General features: G+C 72.7%; 23 protein-coding genes. 8 read left to right on the forward strand and 15 right to left on the reverse strand.

Annotated elements, in window-relative coordinates:
• Positions 1-38 precede the first annotated feature (38 nt).
• The gene (gene htpX / locus H283_RS0121840; RefSeq protein WP_020145660.1) at positions 39-914 is read right to left on the reverse strand and encodes a zinc metalloprotease HtpX; all 876 of its coding nucleotides are present in this window, start codon (positions 912-914) and stop codon (positions 39-41) included.
• 195 nt (positions 915-1109) lie between these two features.
• Here htpX and H283_RS0121845 point away from each other — a divergent pair, with 195 nt between their 5' ends.
• Positions 1110-1709 carry a hypothetical protein gene (locus H283_RS0121845; protein ID WP_156023382.1) on the forward strand — a complete coding sequence of 200 codons (600 nt, stop codon included), beginning with the start codon at positions 1110-1112 and terminating at the stop codon, positions 1707-1709.
• 76 nt (positions 1710-1785) lie between these two features.
• On the opposite strand, the gene H283_RS0121850 is transcribed toward H283_RS0121845, so the two are convergent.
• The 10 genes from H283_RS0121850 to H283_RS0121895 form a co-directional block, all read right to left on the reverse strand.
• Positions 1786-3372, reverse strand: coding sequence for an NADH-quinone oxidoreductase subunit N (locus H283_RS0121850; RefSeq protein ID WP_020145662.1), 1587 nt, complete (start codon positions 3370-3372; stop codon positions 1786-1788).
• Positions 3369-4874 (reverse strand): NuoM family protein, encoded by a 1506-nt coding sequence (locus tag H283_RS0121855; RefSeq protein WP_020145663.1) that lies wholly within the window; start codon positions 4872-4874, stop codon positions 3369-3371. The genes H283_RS0121850 and H283_RS0121855 overlap by 4 nt, the downstream gene beginning before the upstream one ends.
• Positions 4865-6778 carry an NADH-quinone oxidoreductase subunit L gene (locus H283_RS0121860; protein ID WP_020145664.1) on the reverse strand — a complete coding sequence of 638 codons (1914 nt, stop codon included), beginning with the start codon at positions 6776-6778 and terminating at the stop codon, positions 4865-4867. Before H283_RS0121860 ends, H283_RS0121855 begins: the two co-directional genes overlap by 10 nt.
• A complete protein-coding gene (gene nuoK / locus H283_RS28535; protein ID WP_020145665.1) occupies positions 6775-7197 on the reverse strand; it encodes an NADH-quinone oxidoreductase subunit NuoK in 423 nt (140 codons plus the stop codon). The genes H283_RS0121860 and nuoK overlap by 4 nt, the downstream gene beginning before the upstream one ends.
• Positions 7194-7778: an NADH-quinone oxidoreductase subunit J gene (locus H283_RS0121870; protein ID WP_020145666.1), complete on the reverse strand. Its 585-nt coding sequence runs from the start codon at positions 7776-7778 to the stop codon at positions 7194-7196. Before H283_RS0121870 ends, nuoK begins: the two co-directional genes overlap by 4 nt.
• Positions 7775-8692 carry an NADH-quinone oxidoreductase subunit I gene (locus tag H283_RS28540; RefSeq protein WP_020145667.1) on the reverse strand — a complete coding sequence of 306 codons (918 nt, stop codon included), beginning with the start codon at positions 8690-8692 and terminating at the stop codon, positions 7775-7777. Before H283_RS28540 ends, H283_RS0121870 begins: the two co-directional genes overlap by 4 nt.
• A 96-nt stretch (positions 8693-8788) precedes the next feature.
• Positions 8789-9757 carry an NADH-quinone oxidoreductase subunit NuoH gene (gene nuoH / locus H283_RS0121880; protein WP_043650559.1) on the reverse strand — a complete coding sequence of 323 codons (969 nt, stop codon included), beginning with the start codon at positions 9755-9757 and terminating at the stop codon, positions 8789-8791.
• On the reverse strand, positions 9754-10281 hold the full coding sequence (locus H283_RS0121885) for an NADH-quinone oxidoreductase subunit C (protein WP_020145669.1): 528 nt from the start codon (positions 10279-10281) through the stop codon (positions 9754-9756). The genes nuoH and H283_RS0121885 overlap by 4 nt, the downstream gene beginning before the upstream one ends.
• Entirely contained in the window at positions 10278-10844 is a 567-nt protein-coding gene (locus tag H283_RS0121890; RefSeq protein ID WP_196806048.1) for an NADH-quinone oxidoreductase subunit B, read from the reverse strand. Before H283_RS0121890 ends, H283_RS0121885 begins: the two co-directional genes overlap by 4 nt.
• Positions 10845-10948: 104 nt before the next feature.
• On the reverse strand, positions 10949-11308 hold the full coding sequence (locus tag H283_RS0121895; protein ID WP_020145671.1) for an NADH-quinone oxidoreductase subunit A: 360 nt from the start codon (positions 11306-11308) through the stop codon (positions 10949-10951).
• Positions 11309-11620: 312 nt separating this feature from the next.
• Here H283_RS0121895 and H283_RS26160 point away from each other — a divergent pair, with 312 nt between their 5' ends.
• From H283_RS26160 to H283_RS26165, 4 genes are read left to right on the forward strand one after another with little or no spacing between them, the layout of a single operon-like run.
• Complete coding sequence (locus H283_RS26160) at positions 11621-13519, forward strand: 2-oxoacid:acceptor oxidoreductase subunit alpha (RefSeq protein WP_020145672.1); 1899 nt, start codon at positions 11621-11623, stop codon at positions 13517-13519.
• A complete protein-coding gene (locus H283_RS0121905; RefSeq protein WP_020145673.1) occupies positions 13516-14604 on the forward strand; it encodes a 2-oxoacid:ferredoxin oxidoreductase subunit beta in 1089 nt (362 codons plus the stop codon). Before H283_RS26160 ends, H283_RS0121905 begins: the two co-directional genes overlap by 4 nt.
• Positions 14601-15602 carry an EamA family transporter RarD gene (rarD, locus tag H283_RS0121910; RefSeq protein ID WP_020145674.1) on the forward strand — a complete coding sequence of 334 codons (1002 nt, stop codon included), beginning with the start codon at positions 14601-14603 and terminating at the stop codon, positions 15600-15602. The genes H283_RS0121905 and rarD overlap by 4 nt, the downstream gene beginning before the upstream one ends.
• A gap of 38 nt (positions 15603-15640) precedes the next feature.
• A complete protein-coding gene (locus tag H283_RS26165) occupies positions 15641-17209 on the forward strand; it encodes an MFS transporter (RefSeq protein ID WP_020145675.1) in 1569 nt (522 codons plus the stop codon).
• Between the two features lie 45 nt (positions 17210-17254).
• On the opposite strand, the gene H283_RS0121920 is transcribed toward H283_RS26165, so the two are convergent.
• On the reverse strand, positions 17255-18991 hold the full coding sequence (locus H283_RS0121920) for a sialidase family protein (RefSeq protein WP_020145676.1): 1737 nt from the start codon (positions 18989-18991) through the stop codon (positions 17255-17257).
• A gap of 126 nt (positions 18992-19117) precedes the next feature.
• Here H283_RS0121920 and H283_RS0121925 point away from each other — a divergent pair, with 126 nt between their 5' ends.
• Positions 19118-20524 (forward strand): aspartate ammonia-lyase, encoded by a 1407-nt coding sequence (locus H283_RS0121925; protein ID WP_020145677.1) that lies wholly within the window; start codon positions 19118-19120, stop codon positions 20522-20524.
• Positions 20525-20575: 51 nt separating this feature from the next.
• On the opposite strand, the gene H283_RS0121930 is transcribed toward H283_RS0121925, so the two are convergent.
• Positions 20576-21430, reverse strand: coding sequence for a VOC family protein (locus H283_RS0121930; RefSeq protein ID WP_020145678.1), 855 nt, complete (start codon positions 21428-21430; stop codon positions 20576-20578).
• 147 nt (positions 21431-21577) lie between these two features.
• Between H283_RS0121930 and H283_RS0121935 the strand changes: the two genes are divergently transcribed.
• The gene (locus H283_RS0121935) at positions 21578-21892 is read left to right on the forward strand and encodes a hypothetical protein (protein WP_020145679.1); all 315 of its coding nucleotides are present in this window, start codon (positions 21578-21580) and stop codon (positions 21890-21892) included.
• 62 nt (positions 21893-21954) lie between these two features.
• Here H283_RS0121935 and H283_RS0121940 read toward each other — a convergent pair whose 3' ends face one another.
• The gene (locus tag H283_RS0121940; RefSeq protein WP_020145680.1) at positions 21955-23286 is read right to left on the reverse strand and encodes a D-arabinono-1,4-lactone oxidase; all 1332 of its coding nucleotides are present in this window, start codon (positions 23284-23286) and stop codon (positions 21955-21957) included.
• Positions 23287-23290: 4 nt separating this feature from the next.
• A complete protein-coding gene (locus H283_RS0121945) occupies positions 23291-24472 on the reverse strand; it encodes an alanine racemase (protein ID WP_028785822.1) in 1182 nt (393 codons plus the stop codon).
• 254 nt (positions 24473-24726) lie between these two features.
• Between H283_RS0121945 and H283_RS28710 the strand changes: the two genes are divergently transcribed.
• Positions 24727-25330 (forward strand): helix-turn-helix domain-containing protein (locus H283_RS28710; protein ID WP_196806047.1); only part of this gene is annotated, 604 nt, incomplete at its 3' end.

The following is a 25330-nucleotide window of genomic DNA, read 5'->3' on the forward strand; positions in this document are numbered from 1 at the left end:
CGGGGCCACCCCCCTCGTCGTGGCCGCCTCGTGCTCGGTCAGCGGTGGAGCGGACCGCCGGCCATGCTCTCGAGGCGCGCGATGCGCTGGTCCATCGGCGGGTGCGTCGAGAGGAACCGGGTGACGTCCTGCGCCCGGAAGGGGCTCGCGATCATCATGTGGCTCGCGTTGACGATGTCCTGGGAGGGTGCGAGCGGTGCCCGCGCGACGCCGGACTCGAGCTTGCGCAGCGCCGAGGCGAGAGCGAGCGGGTCGCCGGTCAGCTTGGCGCCGTCCTCGTCGGCGTCGTACTCGCGGGTGCGGCTGATCGCCATCTGGATCATCATCGCGGCCATCGGCGCGAGCAGGCTCATCGCGAGCAGCGCGAGCGGGTTGGGGCGGTCCTCGTCGGAGCCACCGCCGCCGAAGATGCTCGAGAACATGAGCATCTGGCCGATCGAGGTGATGACGCCGGCGACCGCGGCGGCGACCGAGCTGGTGAGGATGTCGCGGTTGTAGACGTGCATGAGCTCGTGACCGAGCACGCCGCGCAGCTCGCGCTCGTCGAGGAGGCCGAGGATCCCCTCGGTGCAGCAGACCGCGGCGTTCGACGGGTTGCGGCCGGTCGCGAAGGCGTTCGGCGCCTGGGTGGGGCTGATGTAGAGGCGCGGCATCGGCTTGCCGGCGGCCGTGGAGAGCTCGCGCACGATGCGGTACATCGCCGGCGCCTGCGCCTCGGAGACCGGGTAGGCGTGCATGGCCCGGATCGCGAGCTTGTCGCTGTTCCAGTAGCCGTAGAACGTCATCGCGACACCGATCAGCGCGAAGAACCAGATGAAGCGGCCGCCACCGACGAGCGCGCCGATCCCGAGCAGCAGGGCCCAGATGCCGCCGAAGAGGGCGGCCGTCTTGAGCCCGTTGAAGTGGTTGTGCATGTCGGGTGAACGAGCGGCTGTGGGGTGGTGTTCCCACTGGGAGTCGGCTGGGAGCCTGCTGGGGCGCGGGCGGTCCGGACGCGATGTGACACAGCCCTCAGTCGCCACTGGTTGAAAGGGCAACTCGCCTACTACGTGCGGTAGTAGTTTGGCGGTGCTGGGGAACCGACACCCATCCGATGAAAGAAGCCAATGATGCGCAAGACACTCGACACGCTGATCTCGTGGACCGGCCTCGTCATGGCCGCGGTGCTCGTGGCCGCCGGCGGACTGCTGATGTACGCGAGCAGCTTCGTCGCGAACAACGTCCAGGAGCAGCTGAGCCAGCAGAACATCACGATGCCCGCCGCTGCCGCCCTCGAGACGCAGGCCCAGAAGGACGCGCTCCTGCAGTACGCCGGACAGAAGATGACGACCGGTGACCAGGCCAAGGCCTTCGCCGACCACTACATCCTCGTCCACATGAACGCCGCGTCGAACAACCGGACGTACGAGGAGGTCTCGGGCGAGTTCCTGACGATGTCGAAGGACCCGAACGCCGACCAGGCCAAGGTCGCCGAGCTGGGCCAGCTGCGCCAGACGCTCTTCATGGGCAACACCCTCCGGGGCCTGCTGCTCAACGCCTACGCCTTCGGCACCATGGGCGTCATCGCCTTCTACGCCGCCATCGGCGCCTTCGTGGGGGCTGCCGTCCTGCTCGCCCTCGGCCTGCTGGGTCTGCGCCACGCCAGGACCGCGGAGGACGCAGCCCTCGCCCCCGTCGTCGGCGCCCGCACGATCCCCCAGACCGCCTGACCCGAATCGCGCGAGGACCCCGAGGCACTCCGCCTCGGGGTCCTCGCCGCGTGGCGGGACAGGCGACGCCCGGCGATCAGCCGAGGAGGCGCAGGAGCAGGTCGGGCTGGACGCTGACGACGACGAGGACCGCCGACGCGAGGACGAGCCCGGCGACCATGACCGGTCGCCGCCGCGCGACGGCGACCGGTGCGGGGGTCGCACCCTCGGTGCCGGCGGCACCGGCCACCCCGTCGGGGGCCGTGATGACGGCGCGCAACCAGCGCAGGTAGACCGCGACGCCGATGACGGCGTTGACCGCCGCGACGACAGCGAGCCAGACCCAGCCCTCGGCGACGACCGGCCGCAGGGCCGTGATCTTGCCGACGAGGCCGATGATGCCGGGCGGCAGCCCCGCGAGCGAGGTCAGCGCCAGGGCGAGCGCACCGGCCCGCCACGGGCTGCGCTGCCAGAGACCCTCGTAGGCCGCGATGGACCGTCCCTCCCCCGGTCGGTCGCGCAGGGTGACCGCCACGACGGCGAAGGCGACGAGCGTCGCGACGACGTAGGTGAGCAGGTAGGTGGCACTGGCGCCGACACCGAGCGCGGAGATGCTGACGAGCGGCAGCACGACCCACCCGGCCTGCGCGACGGTCGACCACGCGAGCAGGCGCACGACGTCGTCCTGGCGCAGCGCCATGACGTTGCCGAGCGTCATGCTCAGTGACGCGAGCAGCGCGATCGACACCAGGGCCGGCGTCCCGAGCGCGGCGACCGCGCGGAGCACGACGAGCAGGGCCGCGAGCGCCGCGATCTTGGAGACCGTCGCGAGGAAGGTCGCGATGGGAACCGACGAGCCGGCGTATGCCGTGGGCGTCCACGCGTGGAACGGCACGAGCGAGAGCTTGAAGCCGACCCCGGCGATGACGAGGACCGTCGCCAGCGCGACGACGCCTGCCGAGACCGACGGGAAGACGACCGAGGTCGGTGCGCCCGACGCGGCCGAGAACGCGCCACCGGAGGACAGGGCGGCGTCCGGCGTCAGGAACGGGCTCCCCGTCGCGGCGAACCACAGGGCGACGCCGAGCACGAGCAGGGCGAAGGACACGAGGGACGTCACGAGCAGCTGGGTGGCGCCGGCCACGGCCGCCCGGCGGCCGGAGAGGGCGACGAGCGCGATGACGGGCAGGGTCGCGAGCTCGAGGGCGACGAGCCAGGTGCCGACGTCGCGGCTGGCCGCCACGACGATCGTGCCGGCGAGGGCGGCGAGGAGCAGCACGGCCTCGACCGGCTCCCGGGTGCTGTCGGTCGGGCGCCGACGGCGGGTGCGGGGCCAGGCCAGGGCGATGCAGACGAAAGCAGCGAAGGCGGCCGCGAGCTGGAGGGTGCTGCCGAGCGCGTCGGCCTGCCAGAGACACACCTGCGGCAGCCCGTCGACCGTCGGCGCCGTCGCCCACGCGGCGGTCCGGCCGGTCAGGCAGAACGTCTCCCGTGTCGTACCGCCGCCGAGCGCGAGCCCGGGCACCGTGGCCACGGCGGACCCGAGGGCGGCCAGCGCGGCGACGGCGTAGGGCACCCGGCGCAGGCGCGGGTTGACGAGGTCGGCGACGAGCACGAGCACGAGTCCGGCGACCGGCAGGAGCGCCGGCAGCACGGTGGTGTAGTCGATGGCGAGGCCCTTCACGGCGCGACCCCCAGTCCGGAGAGCAGACCTGACGTCGCCGCGTCGGAGAGTCCGAGCAGCAGGTGCGGGAGCAGGCCGAGCGTGACGATGACGACGACGAGCGTCATGACGACCGCCCAGCGGGCTCCGCGGGAGTCCGCCACGGGCTCGGCCGCAGGACCCTGGGCCGCGTCGCTGCCCTCACCCGCCCAGACGATGCGGGCGACCCGGAGCGCGTACGCCGCCGCGAGCGCGAGCCCCACGGCACCGAGCACGACGCAGACGCGCAGGAGAGCCACGGGCCGGTCGGGTGCGGGCGACCACGCGGCGTACAACGCGAGGAACTCACCCCAGAAGCTGACGAGGCCGGGGAGCCCGAGCGCGGCCGCGAGGCCGACGACGAGCGCGAGGCCGAAGCGGGGAGCCTTGTCACGCAGGGCGGCCCGGGCGACCTGGAGGTCGGAGGATCCCCACTGCTCCTTGAGGTCGCCGACGACGAAGAAGAGGAGGGCCGCGACGACGCCGTGGGCGATGTTGCCGAAGAGCGCCGCCTGCAGACCGGTCTCGCTGCCCGACGCGATGGCGAGGGCGACGAAGCCCATGTGCGCGACCGAGCTGTAGGCGATGAGGCGCTTGAGGTCGCGCTCGACGAGGCAGGCGAGCCCTCCCCAGAGGATGCCGACGACGCCGAGGATCGCGAGGACGGGGCTCAGCTGCGCCACTCCTGCGGGCAAGGTGCCGACCGCGAGCCGGACGATGCCGTAGGTGCCCATCTTGAGCAGGACGGCGGCGAGCAGCACGGACCCGGCCGTGGGGGCGATGGTGTGCGCCGAGGGCAGCCACGTGTGCAGCGGCCACAGGGGCACCTTGATGCCGAGCCCGAGCAGCAGGATCGCGGCGATCGCGACCTGGAGCGGCCGGGACAGCCCGGCGCCGTGCCGCTCGGCGAGGACGGTGAGGTCGCTCGTGCCCTGGTGGTGGACGAGGAAGAGGATGCCGACGAGCATCAGCGTGGAGCCGAGCACCGTGAAGAGCACGAAGCGGCCCGCGGCGTCGGCGCGCGTCTCGTCGCGCACGTGGTCGTCGCCGAAGCGGCGGACGAGCACCCACATCGGCACGAGGACGACCTCGAAGGCGATGAAGAAGAGGATCGCGTCGCGCGCCATGAACGTGGCGAGCGCGCCTGCCTCGACGAGCAGGATGCAGCCGAGGAAGGTCGAGCCGGTGCCTCCCTTGGGGATCGGCCCGGACAGGGCGTGGGCGACGACCGCGACGGTGAGCAGCGCGGTGAGCAGCACGAGGGCTGCCGAGATGCCGTCGACGCCGAAGTGCCACCGGACGCCGAGCGAGCGGATCCACGGCACGTCCACCTCGTGGCGGCCCCACACGACGACGACGGCGAGCACCGCTGTGACGACGGTGGACCCGAGCGCGATGCCGCGCTCGACGGTGGACTCGCCGGGGATCGCGATGAGCGCGATCGCCGCGAGGAGCGGCACCAGGAGCATGAGGGTCAGCGCCATGCGGCCACCCCCAGGACGGCGACGACCACGACGCCGACGAGCAGGCTGAGCAGCGACAGCGAGGGCACGGCGCGGTGGCTCCGCTCCCCCGCCCGGCCGGCGGCCCGGGCGACGACGGCGGTCGCCCGCGGGTAGGCGTCGACGACGTCGCGGTCGAGCGTCACGACGAGACGCGCGACGGCCGTGACCGCCCGGCCGATGCCGACGTATGCCGTGTCGACGCCGAAGCCGCGCACCGCCGGCTCCCGGACGCGGCCGGGGACCCGGTCGGCGACGTCGAGCCGGCCGCGGTCGCTGAGGGACCACACGGCATACGCGGCTCCGGCGACGAGCAGGACGGACAGCAGGGCGCTGAGGAGCCCCACGTGCACACCACCGCGGAGGCTGACGAGGAAGAGGGTGCCGACGACGGTGAGCGCGGCGAGCACGGACACGACGAGTGCGGCCGGGAGCGTGATCGGGGCGTGGCCGTGGGCGTGGACGCGCTCGACCTCGGCGTCGTCGGCGCTGTCGGTGGAGGTCACGACGGCGACGTCCTCCTCGGCGACGACGGCGGGCTCGACGTCGGGCAGCTCGCCCGTCGCGGCGACGGGGCTGTCGAGCAGGAGCCACGCGCGGGTGCAGTACGCCGCCGTGAGGACGACCGTGACGAACAGGGCGACGACGACGAGCCAGGCGCGGAACCCGCCACCCCCGGTCGCGCCCTCGAGCGCGGCGTCGATGACGGTGTCCTTGGTGAAGAAGCCGATGAGCGGCGGCACGCCGGCGAGGGCGGCGAGGCCGATCCCCATCGACCAGCGCAACGCGCCGGTCGGACGCAGCCGACCGCGCAGGGCGGCGACGGCGGTCGCGCCGGCGAGGACCGAGAGCCAGCCGGCCCCGAGGAAGAGCAGCGCCTTGAAGAACGCGTGGCCGACGAGGTGCGCGATGCCGGCTCCGGGCCCGAGCTCGGCCGGTGCCGCGGCGAGCGCCGAGAGCATGATCGCGATCTGGCTCAGGGTCGAGTAGGCGAGCATCCGCTTGAGGTCGGTCTGCACGAGCGCGAGCAGTGCGGCGTAGACCATGGTCACGGCTGTCAGGACGGCGAGCAGGGTGCGCGCCCCGTCATGACCGGCGTAGAGCGAGAAGAGGCGGGCGATGACGTACGTGCCGGCCGCGACCATCGTCGCCGCGTGGATGAGCGCCGACGCCGGGGTCGGGCCCTCCATCGCGTCGGGGAGCCAGTCGTGGAACGGCACGAGACCCGACTTGCCGGCGACACCGATGACGACGCCGACGAGACCGATCGTCAGCAGCGTGCCGTCCCCGGTGGCCGTGAGGACCGCCATGAGGTCGGTCGACCGGGCCCGCACCGACAGCGCGACGATGCCCACGACCATGGCGATGTCGGCCACGCGGGTGACGATGAAGGCCTTGTAGGCCGCCCGTCTCGCCGCCGCCCGCTCGCTGTCGTGGCCGATGAGCAGCCACGAGCACCAACCCATGACCTCCCAGCCGACGAGCATGAGCACGAGGTCGCCCGCCTGGACGAGGAGCAGCATGCCGGCCGCGAAGAGCGAGACGGTCGCCGCGAACTGGCCGTAGCGGGGGTCGTCGCGGAGGTACCACGCCGTGAAGACCTGGATGCCGAGCACGACGAGGGCGACGACGAACGCCACGAGGCCCGAGACGCGGTCGGAGAGCAGGTGCAGCGGAACGGAGAGGTCGCCGAGCGGGAGGCTGCCGATCGACTCGATGTCGGCCGTGCGCGACGGCGCGACCCACTGGATGAGTCCGAGCACGGCGACGTAGGCGGACACCGACACGGCGACGGCCGCCGCGAGCCCGCGCTGGCGCCGCGTCACCAGCCCCACGAGGGCGGCCAGCGCCGGGAGCACGACGATCATCCGCACGATCCAGCTCATCCGACGCCCTCCCCCGCTGCCGCCGGCTCACGCACCGCGTCACGCGGGTGGCCGTCCCGGTCGTCGGCGCGCGGGGCCTCGGCGTCGACGTCGCCGGCATCGTCCGGCTCGTCGTCGGTGAGGTCGGGCACCGCCGTGAGGTCGATGTGCCCCGTGCGACGGAACATCACGAGGATGATCGCGAGCGCCACGGTGATCTCGGCGGCGGCGATCGTGATGACGAAGAGGGTGAGCACCGGACCGGCCGAGAGCGGCGCGCCGGGGCGGGACCCGGCCGTGACGAGCAACAGGTTCGCCGCGTTGAGGATGAGCTCGACACCGACGAGGACGAGGACGGCGTTGCGGCGGGCGAGGACGCCGTAGACGCCGATGCCGGCCAGGAGTGCCGACAGGGCGGCCGGCAGCGAGAGGTGGATCATCCGCGACCGTCCGACCGTGCGCCCGACGAGACGGTGCCTGGGTGGCGCGCGCCGTCGGCGCCGTCGGCGCCGTCGCGGTGCAGGACCAGGCGCGACACGGCGAAGGCGCCGATGAGCGCGACGAGGAGCAGCACGGAGAGCAGCTCGAAGGGCCAGACCCACGTGCCGAAGACCGCCTGGGCAACCTGCGGCGTGGTCGTCGTCGGGGTGTCGAGGTCGGCCGTCGCGCCGGAGAAGAGCGGGAGCAGGAGCGAGGCGAGCAGTGCCGTCGTCGCGGCGCCGAGGAGGGCACCGGCGAGGCGCTGCCACCACGGGGTGTCGATCTCGGCGTGGGGACCGATCGGCGCGCGGGTCAGCATGAGAGCGAAGAGGACGAGCACGACGATGGCGCCGACGTAGACGAGGAGCTGGACCAGTCCGACGAGCTCCTGCCCGAGCACGAGGTAGGCGCCCGCCAGCGAACCGAGGCAGACGAGCAGCCACAGGGCCGCGTGGACGACCTGCTTCGTCGTGACCGACAGCAGCGCCGACAGGGCCGTCACTGCGCCGACCGCGGTGAAGACGATGTCACGGGTCGTCACTCGCTCCCCTCCTCGTCGGTCGACACCGTCGGCAGGACCTGGGTCGAGTCTCCTTGTGCCGCGGCCTGGTCCGCGGCCCGCTCGGCCTCGGCGCCGTCGGCCGGCGGAAGGGCCGAGGTCTGCTCGGCGGCCGGCAGGCTCTCGGTGCGCTCAGCGGCGGGCAGCGCCGCCGTGCGCTCGACCGCCGGCATGACCCGGGTCTGCTCGGCCGCTGGTGGCGTCGTCGGGTCGGGGGTCGCGGCCGGCATGACCGTGGTCTGCTCGGCCAGGGACTGGGCGGCCGGGGACTGGGCGGCCGGGGCCGCCGACGGCGGGGTCGTGGTCTCCCGGCGCACCCGCGTCGGCCGGGCTGCGGCCCCGGCCCCACGCGTACCACCAGGCGTGGCGGCGGCTGCTCCGGCGGACCCGCGGGCCGGCTTCGCTGCCGCCGTGACCTCGGCGGGGTCGGCGCTGCCCGGGTCGAGGGCAGGGGGCGCCGGGACGGTGGCCATCCACGCGCCGAGGCGGTCCTTCTCGTGGAGCAGGTCGCGGATGTCGGTCTCGGCGTACTCGAACTCCGGGCTCCAGTGCAGCGCGTCGAACGGGCAGACCTCGATGCAGATGCCGCAGTACATGCAGAGCGAGAAGTCGATGGCGAAGCGGTCGAGGACGTTGCGCTGGCGGGCACGGCCGCCCGGGGTCGTCGGCGGCAGCTCCTCCTTGTGGGAGTCGATGTAGATGCACCAGTCGGGGCACTCGCGCGCACAGAGCATGCACGAGGTGCAGTTCTCCTCGGTCAGCGCGATGACGCCGCGTGACCGAGGCGGGAGCGCGGGTGAGACGTCGGGGTACTCGGCCGTGTGCGTGTGCCGGGTCAGCGACTTCGCCGTCGTCGCGAGTCCCTTGACGAGCCCGGGAATGATGCCGTCAGCCATTCGCGCTCACCTCCTCCTCCACCGTTGACACCGTCGAAAGGCCACCGTCAGCGCCCGTTGGACCGTCCCCCCTGCCCCACCCTCGAGAGGCGCGGGTCATGGGAAGACCACCACCCCGACCGCGGTCAGGGCGAGCTGGAAAAGAGCCATCGGCACGAGCCACACCCAGGCGAGGCGCTGCAGCTGGTCCTCGCGCATGCGCGGCCACGAGACGCGCAGCCAGATGACGACGACCGCGACGAGGAAGCCCTTGAGCACGGTCCACAACCAGCCGAGCCACTGCTCGAGCGGCCCCGACCAGCCGCCGAGGTAGAGCACGGCGAAGAGCAGCGACATGACGACGATGCCGGCGTACTCGGCGAGCAGGAAGAAGGCGAAACGCAGGCCGGTGTACTCGGTGAAGGCGCCGAAGACGATCTCGGAGTCGGCGAGCGGCATGTCGAACGGCGGGCGCTGCAGCTCCGCGAGCGCCGCGACGAGGAAGACGACGGCGCCGGGCAGCTGCCAGAGCAGCCACCACGGGTTCCACGCCTCGGCGATCGAGACGAGCGACAGGGTGCCCGCGGCGAGGGCGACGGACGCGACCGCGAGGACCATCGGCAGCTCGTAGGACACGAGCTGGGCGGCGGCGCGCATCGCCCCGAGCAGGGAGTACTTGTTGGCCGAGGCCCACCCCGCCATGAGCGTGCCGATGACGCCGACCCCGATCACGGCGAGCACGAGCACGACGCTCGCGGCGACGTCGGCCCCGACGACCCGCGGCGAGAGGGGGATGACGGCGAGCGCCACGAGGTAGGGGATGAGCGCGACGAAGGGGGCGAGGCGGAAGACCCAGCGGTCGGCCCGGGCCGGCGTGATGTCCTCCTTCTGGACGAACTTCACCCCGTCGGCGACGAGCTGGGCCCAGCCGTGGAAGCCGCCGGCATACATCGGTCCGAGACGGCCCTGCATGTGCGCCATGACCTTGTGCTCGGTCTGGCCGACGAGCAGTGGCAGCACGAGGAAGGCCGCGAGCACGGCGACGGCGCGCAGCACGACCTCGAGCCACGGAGCGAGGTCGCTCATCGCGGCCCCCACTCCGGACCGGGCACGCCGGGCGCCTGCACGCGCCGACGCCCGGGTGCGCGGGCGGAGTCGTGGCCCTCGCCGGGCTCCTTGGCACCGGGCCAGGCCTTCGAGGCGCGGGCGGCGAGGACGAAGGACTTGCGCAGCGGTGTGCCCTCGAAGCCGTCGGGCAGCAGGAGGGGGCGCAGGCCGAGGCCGCTCCCGTCGTCGAAGCCGTCGAAGTCGATGCCGAACATCTCGTGGGTCTCGCGCTCGTGCCACGCCGCGCCGCGGAAGATCCCGGTCAACGACGGGACCGGCAGACCCCCGGTGACGCGGGTGCGCAGCAGCACCGACCGCAGCGCGCCCGGCACGCGCGTGTCGAGCAGGTGGCAGACGACGTCGAAGCCCGCGTCGTCGCCTTCGCGGTCGGTCTCGTCCACGGCCGTCAGCCAGTCGAAGTACGCGTAGCCGTCCTCACGGTGCGAGAGCACCGTGCTCGACCACTCCCCGAAGGGCACGTCGCGCACGTCGGTGACCCTCACCGGCCGCCCTCCCCCGGCTTCGCGCCACGGCGCAGGAGGGGACGACGGAGGTCACCGGCGCTGCCGACGCGCGTGCCGGCATACCTGCCCTTGAGCTTCTGCGTCGACAGGCGCTCGGCGGCGATCTGCTCCTGGAGGCGGATGATGCCGTGCAGCAGCGCCTCGGGGCGCGGCGGGCAGCCGGGGACGTAGACGTCGACGGGCACGATCTGGTCGACGCCCTTCGTCACGGAGTAGGAGTCCCAGTAGGGACCGCCGGAGTTGGAGCAGGCGCCGAAGGAGATGACGTACTTCGGCTCGGGCATCTGGTCGTAGAGGCGGCGGATCGCCGGGGCCATCTTGTCGGTGACCGTGCCCGAGACGACCATGAGGTCGGCCTGGCGCGGGCCCGGCGCGAACGGGATGACGCCGAGGCGGATGAAGTCGTGGCGGCCCATCGAGGCGGCGATGAACTCGATGGCGCAGCAGGCGAGCCCGAAGTTGAAGACCCACAGGGAGTAGCGGCGGCCCCAGTTGAGGACGACCTTGATCGGCTTGGGGGCGTGGGCGCCGAGGACACCCATGCTCGCCGGCCCGACGGTCGGCATCGGCAGGCTGACCGGCTGGCCGGCTGGTCGGCTGACCTGTTGGCTGACCTGTTGGCCGACCGGGCTCGGCACCTGCTCCATCACACCCACCTCAGCAGACCGCGGCGCCCCGCGTGGGCCAGCCCGAGCACGATGACGCCGATGAAAATGCCCATCTCGACGAGGCTCACGCGGCCGAGGTCGGCGTCGCGGATGACGGTCGCCCACGGGAAGAGGTAGACCGCGTCGACGGCGAAGACGACGTAGAGGAAGGAGAAGACGAAGTAGCGGACCTTCGTCTGGGCCCAGCCCTCCCCGACCGGGTCGACACCGGACTCGTACGTCGTCAGCTTGCCCGCGTGGGGTGCCCGCGGGGCGAGGAGCCGTCGCACGAGCATCGCCGCCGTGACGAGCAGGACGCCCGCCCCCAGCACCGCTGCGACGGCCACGTACCCGGACATGACGGCCAGCCTATCCATGCCGGTCCGTCAGTGGCACGGAGTGGTCAGCCGCATCCGAGCCACCCTGCAGCGCATGGCCGACGGGGTTGGGGCCCTTCCTCCGGGTGGGCACGTCCGGGTGGTCGCGACGGCGTCGGGACCGCTTCGCCAGAGCCATCCACGGCGACACCGTCCGCGGCGCCGTGCCGACCCGCTTCGTCCACGTTGTGGCAGGTGCACGATCTGAGCCCCGACGAGACATAGCATGGAAAGTGCCCGCCGCACAGGGCCCCGGGCAGTGAATCGTATGGAAGTTCGAGGACGTCGCAGAGCATGAGCGCCAAACTGGTCCAGAAGCTCGATCGCGTGGTCATCCGATTCGCCGGGGACTCCGGTGACGGCATGCAGCTCACCGGAGACCGCTTCACGTCGCAGACGGCACTGCTCGGCAACGACCTGTCGACGCTGCCGAACTTCCCCGCCGAGATCCGGGCACCCCAGGGCACGCTGCCCGGCGTCTCGAGCTTCCAGCTGCACTTCGCCGACCACAACGTGCTGACCCCGGGCGACGCCCCCGACGTCCTCGTCGCGATGAACCCCGCCGCCCTCCGGGCCAACCTGCGCGACCTGCCCCGGGGCGCCGCGATCATCGTCAACACCGACGAGTTCACCAAGCGCAACCTCTCCAAGGTCGGCTACCTCGAGAGTCCGCTCGAGGACGGCTCGCTCGACAGCTACGACGTCCACCCGGTGGCGCTGACCTCGATCGCCGTCGAGGCCCTCGCGTCGTTCACCGACCTGACCCGCAAGGAGAAGGAGCGCGCGAAGAACATGTTCGCGCTCGGCCTCCTCTCCTGGCTCTACACGCGGCCGATGGACGGCACCGAGGCGTTCCTCAAGAGCAAGTTCGCCGACAAGCCCGAGATCCTCGAGGCCAACCTCGCCGCCCTGCGCGCGGGCTTCAACTACGGCGAGACCACCGAGGACTTCGCGGTCGCCTACGAGGTGGCACCGGCCACCATGCCCGCCGGCACCTACCGCAACGTCACCGGCAACGTCGCGCTGTCGCTCGGCCTCGTCGCCGCCGCGCACCGCGCCCACCTGCCGCTCTTCCTCGGCAGCTACCCGATCACCCCCGCCTCCGACATCCTCCACACGCTCGCCGGCCTCAAGCGCTACGGCGTCGCGACGATGCAGGCCGAGGACGAGATCGCCGGGGTCGGCGCCGCCCTCGGTGCGAGCTTCGGCGGCGCGCTCGGTGTGACGACGACATCGGGGCCCGGCCTCGCCCTCAAGGCCGAGACGATCGGCCTCGCCGTGTCGCTCGAGCTGCCGCTCATCGTCTGCGACATCCAGCGCGGCGGCCCGTCGACGGGCCTGCCGACCAAGACCGAGCAGGCCGACCTGCTCCAGGCGCTCTTCGGCCGCAACGGCGAGTCGCCCGTGGCCGTCGTGGCGCCCGCGACCCCGGCCGACTGCTTCGACGTCGCCGTCGAGGCGGTGCGCATCGCGACGACGTACCGGACCCCCGTCATCGTCCTGTCCGACGGCTACCTCGCCAACGGCTCCGAGCCGTGGCGGCTGCCGCGCACGGCCGAGCTGCCCGACATCGCCGTGGAGTTCGCGACCGAGCCCAACGCCGTGGACGACAAGGGCCAGCCGACCTTCCACCCCTACCTCCGCGATCCCGAGACGCTCGCCCGGCCGTGGGCGATCCCGGGCACGCCGGGCCTCGAGCACCGGGTCGGGGGCATCGAGAAGGCCGACGTCACGGGCAACATCTCCTACGACCCCGACAACCACGACCACATGACACGGCTGCGTCAGGCCAAGATCGACGGGATCGCCGACAGCATCGACCCGCTCGTCGTCGACGACCCGACCGGCCACGCCGACGTGCTCGTCCTCGGCTGGGGCTCGACCTTCGGTCCCATCGCCGCCGGCGTCCGCCTGGCGCGGGCCACCGGGGCCCGTGTCGCCCAGGCGCACCTGCGCCACCTCAACCCCTTCCCCGCCAACACGGGCGACGTGCTCCGCTCCTACCAGCGCGTCATCGTCCCCGAGATGAACCTCGGTCAGCTCGCGATGCTGCTGCGGGCGAAGTACCTCGTCGACATCGAGTCGCACACCTCGGTGCGCGGCCTGCCGTTCCAGGCGGGCGAGCTCGCCGACGTCATCGCCACCGCCGTGGCGTCCGTCTCGGACGTGCCCCTGAAGGAGACCGCCAAGTGACCACCGACCTGGGTATGCCGTCCAGCGGACCAGGAGCCCCCGGTGCCCACGGCACCGCCGGGGTCCCGAGCCTCCCCGACGGCACCGCGCTGACGAAGAAGGACTTCACGTCCGACCAGGAGGTGCGCTGGTGCCCCGGGTGCGGGGACTACGCGATCCTCGCGGCCGTGCAGGGCTTCCTGCCCGAGCTCGGCCTCAAGCGCGAGAACATCGTCTTCGTCTCGGGCATCGGGTGCAGCTCGCGCTTCCCCTACTACCTCGACACCTACGGCATGCACTCGATCCACGGGCGCGCGCCCGCCATCGCCACCGGTCTCGCGGCGACGCGCGAGGACCTGTCGGTCTGGGTCGTGACCGGCGACGGCGACGCCCTGTCGATCGGTGGCAACCACCTCATCCACGCGCTGCGCCGCAACGTCAACCTCAAGATCCTGCTCTTCAACAACGAGATCTACGGCCTGACCAAGGGGCAGTACTCCCCCACCTCGCACGTCGGCCAGGTGACGAAGTCGACCCCGCTGGGCTCGCTCGACACCCCCTTCAACCCCGTGTCGCTCGCGCTCGGCGCCGAGGCGAGCTTCGTGGCCCGCACGATGGACTCCGACCGCCAGCACCTGACGTCGGTGCTCCGCGCCGCGGCCGAGCACCGTGGGTCGGCGCTCGTGGAGATCTACCAGAACTGCCCGATCTTCAACGACGGCGTCTTCGACGTCCTCAAGGACCGCACCGAGGCCGCGGCCCGCATCCTGCACCTCACCGACGGTGAGGAGGTCGGGACCGCCGAGACGGTCGTCGTTCGTGACGACCGCGGGTCGCTCGCCGTCGTGCCGCGCGCCGACGCCGACCCGGCCCGCATCGTGCGCCACGACGTCTCGGCGCACGACCCGTCCGCGGCGTTCGCGCTCTCGCGGCTCGACAGCCCCGACCTCGGGCACGTCCCGATGGGGGTCTTCCGCAACGTCCGGCGCCCGACCTACGACGACTCCCTGCGCGAGCAGATCGCCTCGGCCCGCACCGGTGAGGTCACCGACGCCGACATCGACGCCCTGCTCGCCGGTCGGGACACCTGGACCGTGGGGGCGTGACCGCCCGGGAGGCCGCTCCGTCCGTCGCGCCCAGCGAGTCCGGCACCCGCGGGACCCTGTCGACCGCACCCCACGGCGAGGTCGGGCGGGGCACCCTGCTCGGCTTCGCGGCATACGGCCTCTGGGGGCTCTTCCCGCTCTACTTCGACGCGCTCAAGCCCGCCGGGCCGTGGGAGATCCTCGCCCACCGCATCCTCTGGACGCTGCTCTTCTGCGTCATCGTGCTCCTCGTCGTGCGCGACCTCGGCTGGATCCGGCCGCTGCTGCGACGGCCTCGACTGCTCGCCGGCACCGCCGTGGCGGCGGTTCTCATCGCGGTCAACTGGGTCGTCTACGTCGCAGCCGTGACCTCGGGCAACACGTCAGAGGCCGCCCTCGGCTACTTCCTCAATCCCCTCGTCACGGTGGCCCTCGGCGTCGTCGTGCTCGGTGAGCGCCTCCGCGTCCTGCAGTGGGTGGCCGTCGGTATCGGTGTCGTCGCCGGCGTCTACCTCGGGGTCTCCGGCGGACGCGTGCCGTGGGTGGCCCTGACGCTGGCGGTGTCCTTCGCGCTCTACGGGCTGACGAAGAAGAAGGTCGGCGTCAGCCTCGACGCGATCCACGGGCTCACGGTCGAGACCGTCGTGCTCGCGCCGGTCGCCGTGGTGCTGCTGGTCGTCGTCGGCGCGCAGGGCGGGCTCGAGTTCGGCCTGCACGGCGGTGTGCACACGTCGCTGCTCGTCCTCTCGGGACTGGTCACCGCGGTGCCGCTGCTCTGCTTCGCCGCCGCCGCGCGCCGCATCCCGCTCGTGTCGATCGGGCTCATCCAGTTCATCACCCCGGTCATGCAGCTGCTCTGCGCGGTGGTCCTGCTCGACGAGCACATGCCGGCCGAGCGGTGGATCGGCTTCGGCATCGTCTGGCTCGCCCTCATCGTCCTCACCGTCGACTCGCTCCTCAGCCTGCGTGGCGCCCGCGCCGCCCGACGCGACCTGCCCGTCGACGACTGCCCTCGCTGAGGAGCCCCTCGCCGCACCCGCGGTGACAGACTGCCGGTGTGAGCGACGTCGTCCTGGGTTCCCGCACCGGCCGCTTCGTCATCGCCGCTGCCGTGCTCGGCTCGGGGATGGCCCTGCTCGACGGGACCGTCGTCAACGTCGCCCTCGTCCGGATCGGCGAGGAGCTCGGCGCCAGCCTCGCGGAGCTGCAGTGGATCACCAACGGCTACCTCCTCGCGCTCGCCTCGCTCATCCTCCTCGGCGGCTCGCTCGGTGACCGCTTCGGCCGCCGACGCGTCTTCGTCATCGGTGTCGTGTGGTTCACGGTGGCCTCCGCCGCGTGCGGGCTCGCGCAGTCCCCCGTCCAGCTCATCGTCGCCCGGGTGCTCCAGGGCGTGGGGGGAGCCCTGCTGACGCCGGGCAGCCTGTCGATGATCCAGGCCTCCTTCCGACCCGACGACCGCGGCAAGGCCATCGGCACGTGGTCCGGACTCGGCGGCATCGCCTCTGCCCTCGGACCCTTCGTCGGCGGGTGGCTCGTGCAGTACGCGAGCTGGCGCTGGGCCTTCCTCGTCAACCTGCCGCTCGGCGCCGCGACCGTCTGGATCGCGCAGCTGCACGTCCCCGAGACGAGGGACGAGCGGGCCGACCACCACTTCGACGTGACCGGCGCGGTGCTGGCGACGCTCGCCCTCGGGACGACGACCTTCGCCCTGATCCAGCACGAGACGCTCGGAGCGACTGCCGCCATCGGGGTCGGGCTCGTCGGCCTCGCCATCGGCGCGGCGTTCGTCGTCGTCGAGCGCCGCATCCCGCACCCCATGGTCCCGCCCGCCCTCTTCGGGTCGCGCCAGTTCAGCGCGGCCAACGCGATGACCCTGCTCGTGTATGCCGCCCTCGGCGCCGTCTTCTTCTTCCTCACCCTCCAGCTCCAGACCGTCCTCGGCTACGGCCCGCTGCTCGCCGGCATGGCCTCGCTGCCGGTCACCGTGCTCATGCTGCTCTTCGCCGCGCGGGGCGGGGCGCTCGCCTCCCGCATCGGGCCACGCCTGCCGATGACGGTCGGTCCGGTCGTCTGCGCCGTCGGCGCCCTCCTGCTGTCGGGTGTCGGCGCGGGCTCGACCTACTGGACCGGCGTCCTGCCCGGCATCTCGGTCTTCGGCCTCGGGCTCACGCTGCTCGTCGCCCCACTGACGGCGACGGTCCTCGCCGCGGCTCCCGACCGCTACGCCGGTGTCGCGAGCGGGGTCAACAACGCCGTCGCCCGCGCGGGCAGCCTTCTCGCCGTCGCCGCACTGCCTGCCGTCGTCGGGCTCAGCGGCTCGGACTACGCCGTCCCCGAGGCCTTCTCGTCGGCGTATCGGACCGCGATGCTCCTCTGCGCCGGGCTGCTCGCCGCCGGCGGCGTCGTGTCGTGGCTGCTCATCCGCAACCCCTCACCGGCGCCGTCCGGCACCGACGAGACGGGCGCCGAGCAGCAGGGGCGCCCTGTCGCCGCAGGGGCGGCACGGCACACGCGAGCCGTCCCCGCCGGTTGGTCGTGCGCGGGCTCCGAGGGGTGCCCGGGGACGGCGCACCACGACGACGAGGACCTGCCCGCGCTGGGCGGGGCACCGACCGGGCGCTGACGGAACTCCGCGACGGACCTCCGCCGGGCCCGGTCGGCCTGAGCGTCAGGGTGTCGGGTCGGCCCAGCTCCCTCCACGGATGTCACTGTTGCCGAAGGTCGCCGGGCACGCAGCGAGGACGTTGGGCGGCGAGATGGGGCTCGCCGTGTAGAGCGACCCCCGGTAGGTGTCGATCGCCGGGCAGTCGGCCGCGTGCGACGCGTCGTTCCAGACACCGACCACGCCGTCGCGGGTCGCTGCCGCATAGACGTAGTCGCCGAGGAACTCGGCGGTCAGGCCGTTCTGGCTCGTCCCGCGCGGGTCACCGACGGCGCTGCGGTCCAGTGACGACCACCCGCTCGGCACCCCGGCGACGATGTTGGCGTGCCAGACCTGGCCGACGAGGCCGCGGGGCGACGTCGTGTCGTGCCGGAAGGGCGTCGTGAAGGCGTTGTCGACGACGTAGAGGTCGGTGCCGTCGGGCGACAGCGCCGGCGCCGTGTAGACGGGGCGGTCTCCCGTCGGCAGCTCCAGGGCGGCCGGGGCGGTCCAGCTGGCGCCCGCCGTGGTGGAGCTCGTCCACAAGAGCCTCTCGTGGTCGAGCCCGGCCGCACCGTCGGCCCACGTCATGACGATCTGGTTCGTGGCGCCGGCGCCGCTCGGGGCCCCGTTGGCGATGTCGACGCTCGGGCCTGCCGCGAGGTCGACGCGAGCTCCCGCGATCCCGTCCATGGTGGGGCGACCGAGCACGGGGTCGATGACACCGGGCTCGGTGGCCGGGGCGACGACCGTCGGGCCCGCCCAGTGGACGCCACCGTCGGTCGAGCGGTACATGAGCTGGAGCTCGGTGCCCGCACGCCGGCCGATGCCGAAGACGTAGACGTTGCCGTGGCTGTCCGTGCGGACCGTGCAGCCGTCAGGTTGCCCGTTGATGCCGTTGTCGGTCGCGGGACCGACCTGCTTCGTCGTCCACGTGGCTCCGCCGTCCGTCGACCGCGCGACGATGAGCGGCGTCGGGAGGGCGTTGCCGTGGCTGTTGCTCCGGAACGAGGCCCAGCAGACGTAGACGTTGCCGAAGAACCGGCTCGACGCGGCGTTGTCGGCCCACACCTGCTCCTTGTCGGAGAACGTCGTCGACGACTGCTTGGAGATGATCACCGGGTCCTTCCATGCCGTGGCGTCGTTCGCGGCGGCTGCGTGCGGGTCGTCGGTCCTCGACACCGCGATGGCCTCGAAGCCCTTGAAGGTCGCGGACTCCTTGTCCGCCGAGACGTTCGAGGTGAGGTTCGCGTAGTAGAGGCGCGAGCCGTTGGCCCACGAGAAGCTCCCGTTCGACGCCGGACGCGGGCCGAAGGCGACCGCCGGGTCACCGTCCGACACGAGCCCCTTCGCGGCGTAGCCGGGGAGGGTGCCGATGGGGCCGGGGTGCGCCGTGCAGGCCGCGGGTCCGAGGCAGTCGCGGGCCGTCAGGCCGGTGTAGGTCGGCTGGGTCCACCCCCTGCCGCCGGTGAACGAGAAGTACACCCCGGAGACACCCACGCCGTCCGTGAAGGGGCAGGTCGTCGGGTCGCCGGCCGCGCACGACTCGTCGTCGATCTCGTCGTTGGCACCGGCGACGACGACGCTCGGGTCGTGGGCGTCGATCGCGACGGCGGGTTCGTTCTGCTTGTTCTGCGAGAAGGGTGTGGGCGGACTGGCGACGTTGACGATCTCGTCGGGCGGGGCAGCCACCGCGACCGCGGCTCCGGCAAGGGCGGTCGCGACGGACACGATGCACGCGGTGAGAACTCGACGGTGAGCCATGGCCTCTCCTCAGGGTGGTACGTCAAAGGATCGCGTCGGCGCCCGCACCCTCCAGCCTGCGCCCGCGACCCGGCGCCCGACAAGGTCTACGGCGGTTCTCCTCGCCGAGCCGTGGATGATGGGCACATGAGCTACGTGTCAGCGCAAGGCTTCCGGACCGAGCACGACTCGATGGGCGAGGTGCAGGTGCCCGCCGGCGCCCTGTGGGGCGCGCAGACGGCGCGGGCCGTCGAGAACTTCCCGATCAGCGGGCAGCCGGTGCCGCCGGGCGTCGTCCACGCCCTCGCCCGGCTCAAGGCCGCCGCCGCCGACGTCAACGCCGAGCTCGGGGTCCTCGACGCCGACCGGGCCCGAGCCATCGCGGCGGCGGCCGGCGAGGTCGCGGACGGCGACCACGACGACGAGTTCCCCGTCGACGTCTTCCAGACCGGCTCCGGCACGTCGACGAACATGAACGTCAACGAGGTCGTCGCACGGATCGCCCACCTCGCGAGCGACCTCGACGTGCACCCCAACGACCACGTCAACGCCGGCCAGTCGAGCAACGACACGTTCCCCAGCGCGCTGCGCATCGCGGCGACGACGGCCAGCGTCCTCGACCTCGTGCCGGCGCTCGAGCACCTCGCGCTCGCCCTGGGCCGCAAGGAGGCCGAGTTCGCCGACGTCGTCAAGGCCGGTCGCACCCACCTCATGGACGCGGTCCCGGTGACGCTCGGGCAGGAGTTCGGCGGCTACCGGCGACAGGTCGAGCTCGGGGCCAGCCGGGTGCGCACCGCTGCGGAGGCGACGAGCGAGCTGCCCCTCGGTGGCACGGCCGCCGGGACCGGTCTCAACGCGGCACCGGGCTTCGCCCGCAAGGTGATCGAGCGCGTCTCCGGGGTCACCGGCATCCCGTTCCGCGAGGCCGCGAACCACTTCGAGGCGCAGTCGGCGCAGGACGCGGTCGTCGAGCTGTCCGGGGCGCTCAAGGTCGTGGCCGTGAGCCTGACGAAGATCTGCAACGACCTGCGCTGGATGAGCTCCGGGCCCCGCACGGGCCTCGGCGAGATCCACCTGCCCGACCTCCAGCCCGGGTCGAGCATCATGCCGGGCAAGGTGAACCCCGTCGTGCCCGAGGCGACCCTCATGGCGTGCGCGCAGGTCATCGGCAACGACGTCGTCATCACCATGGCCGGCGCTGCGGGCAACTTCGAGCTCAACGTCATGCTGCCGGTCATGGCCAAGAACGTCCTCGAGTCGATCGGGCTGCTCGCCTCGACGAGCCGCCTGCTCGCCGACCGCTGTGTCGACGGCATCACGGCCGAGGTCGAGCACGCGCGGGCCCTCGCCGAGGGCTCGCCGTCCATCGTCACGCCCCTCAACCGCTACCTCGGCTACGAGGCCGCTGCCGCGGTCGTCAAGCAGGCCATCAAGGAGCGGCGCACGATCCGCGACATCGTCATCGAGCAGGGTCACGTGGCCGACGGCAGGCTCACCGAGCAGCAGCTCGACGAGGCGCTCGACGTCCTCTCGATGACCCGGCCCGACGCCTGACGGCACACCCGCAACGAGGGCGTAGGCCGTCGGGCCGGGTCGGCGCGCCCGTCAGCCGAGGAACTGGCTGACGGTGAAGAGAGCGCCCTGCGGGTCGCGGACGACGGCGGTGCGCGTCCAGTCGCTGTCGCCGGTGCGGACGACGGACCCGCCGAGCCGCACGACCTGGTCGGCCGCCGCGTCGCGCTCGGCGACGGTGAACGTCACGTGCCACCCCGGCTCGGCGTCCGGCGCGACGGGCACGACCCAGCCGATGGCGTCGGCGAAGCCCGGCGGCACCTTGGCCCCCGACTGCCGCTCGTGGATGCCCGGGTCGGTGGTCGCGGCGAGGTGGTCGCCGTAGCCGGGCACGCGGATCATCGTGGCGAAGCCGACGTCGGCGAACTCCCAGCCGAAGGCCCGGGCGTAGAACTGCTGTGCAGCAGCGGGCTCGTCGGTGTGCAGGTCGCTGAAGTTCCACGCCCCGGGGACGTTGGTCACCTGCGAGCCCAGACGCCCTCTGGCCTCCCAGAGGCGCACCTCGAGCCCCTGCGGGTCACGCACGATCACCGACCGACCGCCCTCGCCGGCAACCGTCGGCGGCTGGACCACGGCTCCCCCGGCCGCCTTGACGCGGCCGGTCGCGGCCTCTGCGTCGTCGACCGCGACGTAGGTGTGCCACCGGGCCGCGTCACCACCGCCACCACCGGCGCCTTCAGCCGCGGGTGTGGCCGGGCCGCCGAGGCCGCCGACGTCCTGGCCGTCGAGCCGGGCGATGAGATAGCGGAACGGCACGCCCGGCGGGGTGGCCTCGTCGAAGGTCCAGCCGAAGAGGCCGCTGTAGAAGTCGGCGGCGGCATCGACATCGCCCTGCTCGCTGTCGACCCACGAGGTCACTCCCTCGGGGTAGGTCCTCTGCTCGGTCACGGCATCCTCCTCGGCGTCGGTGTGCGTCGCTCCTCACCGTAGGTGGGCCCCCTGACAGCCGTCGACGCACGCGGACGGTCGTCGCCGGATGTCGCCCAGCGGGACCGCAGCCCCCATGGGCCGGCGCGCGCGGTCTACCGTCGGTGGATGACCCTCGACGACGTCGACGAGTACCTCCGGACGCTCGACGGGGTCCGCACCAGACGCACCGACGGGCGCCGCGCGTGGTACGTCGACGGGCTCCTCGTGGCCCGTGCCGACGCTGCCGGGACCCTGCTCGTCCGGCTCGGCGGCCGGGACCGCGAGCAGCTCGTCAGCGCCCACCCCGGCACCTTCGGCGTGCCGCCCCGGTGGGAGGCGCACGCCAAGCTGCAGGCCGACCTGGCTGGCGATGACGACGCGGTCAGGCGCTCGCTGCGCCTCGCCTGGGAGCGACAGCGCTCGGCGCGTGCCGGCAGCTGAGCGGGCCCACGGCATACGGCATACGGCATACGGCATACGGCATCGCGCAGGCGCCGCGGCGCTCAGGCGCCGAGGACCCGCTCGAGGTAGGGGTTGCCGAAGCGGCGCTCGGGGTCGACGCGGTCGCGCACCGCGAGGAAGTCGTCGAAGCGCGGGTAGACGCTGCGGAGGTAGTCGGCGTGACGCGTGTGGAGCTTGCCCCAGTGCGGGCGGCCGCCGTGGTTGACGGCGATGGACTCGAACGCGTCGAAGTAGGCGCCCCGCCCCTGGCGGTGGTACTTGTGGATCGCGACGTAGCAGCTCTGGCGCTCGTAGGCCGTCGAGAGCCAGACGTCGTCGGCGGCGGCCACCCGGCACTCGACGGGGAAGGAGATCCGCTCGTCGTGGGTGTCGACCCACTCGCGCAGCTCGAGCAGCACCTCGGAGAGGCTCGCACGCGGGAAGGCCCACTCCGACTCCATGAACCGCACCTCGCGCGCGGTGACGAAGACCTTGTGCGAGCGGTCGGTGAACTGGCGCTCGCTCAGCGCACGCGACGCGATGGCGTTGATGCTCCTCGTCGAGCGTGGCACCCGGGTGGCGACGCGGTTGGTCAGCTCGAAGAAGCGGTTGCTCAGGAGGTCGTCGTCGAGCTTCTCGCGCCAGGCCGGCAGCGGGCGCCTCGCCGTGCCCTCCGGCACGCGGTTGTTGCGCTTGGTCAGGGCCCGGTCCGTGTGCGGGAACCAGTAGAACTCGAAGTGGTCGTTGGCCTCGGCCGAGACGTCGGCGTGGGCCAGCACGTCCGTCAGGGACTCGGGCCGCTCGACGGCGTGGAGCAGGAAGGCGGGCACGACGGCGACGGTGATCTCGGTGACGATGCCGAGCGCGCCGAGCCCGAGACGGGCGGCCTGGAAGAGCTCGGGCTCGCGCGTCGGCGAGCACTCGACGAGCGACCCGTCGGCGAGGACGATGCGCAGCGCCCGGATGCCTGCGGAGAGGCCGGTCAGGCGCAGACCCGTGCCGTGCGTCCCCGTGCCGGTGGCGCCAGCGAGGCTCTGTCGGTCGATGTCGCCGAGGTTGGGCAGGGCGTAGCCGAACGCCTCGAGCTCCTCGTTGAGGACGTGCAGCGGGGTGCCGGCGCGGACGGTGGCCTCGCCACGCGTCGAGTCGATGGAGGTGACTCCGCTCAGGGCGCCGAGGCGCAGCTGCACCCCGTCGGTCACGGCGACGCCGGTGAACGAGTGGCCGGCGCCGATCGCCTTGACCCGCAGGCCGCGGTCGGCGGCTCGCACGACCTCCTCGACGACCTCCGCCTCGCTGCGCGGCGTCGCCACGCGCGCGAGCTTCGAGGACTCGGTGCCGGCCCAGTTGGACCAGTCGATGCTGCGTACGACGCGGCGCTTCACGCCACCCACGCTGTCAGCCAAAACACTGCCCTTCCCCACGATAGGTCGCGGCCCGTCCGACGACCCGGTCGCCTCCGTCGCTGCTGACGAGCGCGAACTCCGTGAAGCGCTCGGCCAGCTCCCCTGCCTTGGCGTGCCGGAACCATATCCGATCACCCAGTGAGAGCCAGTCGGCGCCCGGACCCTCGAGGGGCGTCTGCACCTCACCCGCCCCCTCCCGCCGGAGCAGCGAGACGTCGTGCTCGGGCAGCGGGCTCGGCACCCGGGACCACCCGGGCGGCCCCGACGCGACGTAGCCGCCGCCGTATGCCGTCACCATCCCTGCGCCCGGCCGGCGCACCACCGGGGCGGCGAAGTAGGCGGCCGGACGCAGCGACAGCGCGTCGTAGCCGTCGAAGAGGGTCGGCGCGAAGAGGCCCGACCCGGCAGCGAGCTCGGTGAGCGAGGGGTCGTGGTGCGTGACGTGCAGGCTGCCGGTCCCACCGCCGTTGACGAGCTCGAGGTCGGCGAGGGCGCGCGCGGCCGCGACGACCTCGGCCCGGCGGGTGCGCAGCTCGGCGTCGGAGACCTTCTTCATCCGGCGCACGACGGGCGAGGAGTCGGGCAGGCCGGCGATCTGGGCGTCGTAGAACATGAGGCCGGCGACGACGAGGCCCCGCTCCTGGGCCCGACGGATGACCGCCTCGACGTCGGCGGGGGTGCGGGTGGGTGACCGGCGCACCCCCATGTGCGCGGGGCCGACCCGGAGCGACGCGTCGACGTCGATCGCCACGCGCAAGCCCTCGTGGCCGGGCACCTCGCGGGCGATGAAGTCGACGTGCTCGACGCTGTCGACCATGACCACGACGGCCCGGGTCAGGGCCGGGTCGGCAGCGAGCTCGGCCAGTGCCGGGACGTCGACGCTCGGGTAGGCGACGAGGAGGTCGGTGTGACCGTCGCGGGCCCACCAGAGGGCCTCGCGCACGGCGTAGCACATGAGCCCCTCGAAGCCGCTGCGACCAAGGGCCCGCTCGATGAGGGGTCGGCTGCGCAGCGACTTCGTCGCGATGCGGATCGGCACGCCCGCGGCGAGCTCGACGAGCGTCGCGGCGTTGGCGTCGAAGGCGTCGAGGTCGACGACGGCGAGCGGGCCGTGCAGGTCGGCGGTCGCCGCCGAGAGGCGCGCCGCGACGGGCGGCGACAGGCGGCGATGCATGGTGTGCACCCTACCGAGCGTCACCCCACCGCGTGACCCCCCGATCTCACTCGAGTGAGCGCGCGTTCCCACTCGAGTGAGCGCCCGTTCTCACTCGAGTGAGGGCGGTCTCAGATCGTCTGCGCAACACGGATGTCGTGTGGAGGTCTGTGGTGCCTGGAGGGTTGAGGCGGTATTCGGTTGCTCAGCGGGAGCAGGTGTTGGGGTTGCTCGAGGCGGGGCTGTCGGGGTTGGAGGCGGCCAGGCAGGTCGGGGTGGACCGGTTCGCGGTGGCCCGGTGGGCCAAGGTGGCCGGCATGAGGATGCGGATGGGACCGGTCGGTGGTCTGGCCGACCCGACGTCGGCAGCACCGTCGGTGCCGTCGGTGCCGTCGGTGCCGTCGGTGCCGTCGGTGCCGTCGGTGCCGTCGGTGCCGTCGGTGCCGTCGGTGCACGGTGACTTCACCGACGCGCGGGGCCGGTTGACCGAGGCCGGGCGGGGCCTGATCGCGGTACGGCTAGCGGAGGGCCGTTGCCCGGCCAGGATCGCTGCCGAGCTGGGCGTGCACCGCGCGAGCGTGACTCGGGAGCTGGCCCGTAACCGGGTCGCCGGGATGTACTCGGTGCGGACCGCCCAGGCGCGCACCCTGGCCAACCGGGCCCGTCCCCAGCTGCGGAAGCTGGACCGGCCCGAGCACGCCGCGCTGCGCACGGTCGTCGTTGCAGGGCTGACCTCGCACTGGTCCCCGCAGCAGATCCAGGGCGAGCTGCTCGCGCGGTTCCCCCACGATGAGTCCATGCGGATCTCCCACGAAACTCTCTACCAGGCGCTGTACGTGCAGGGCCGGGGCAGCCTGCGCGCCGAGCTGGCCCGGGAGA

This window comes from Terracoccus sp. 273MFTsu3.1, assembly GCF_000383675.1.
In the GTDB taxonomy this organism is placed as follows: Bacteria; Actinomycetota; Actinomycetes; order Actinomycetales; family Dermatophilaceae; genus Terrabacter.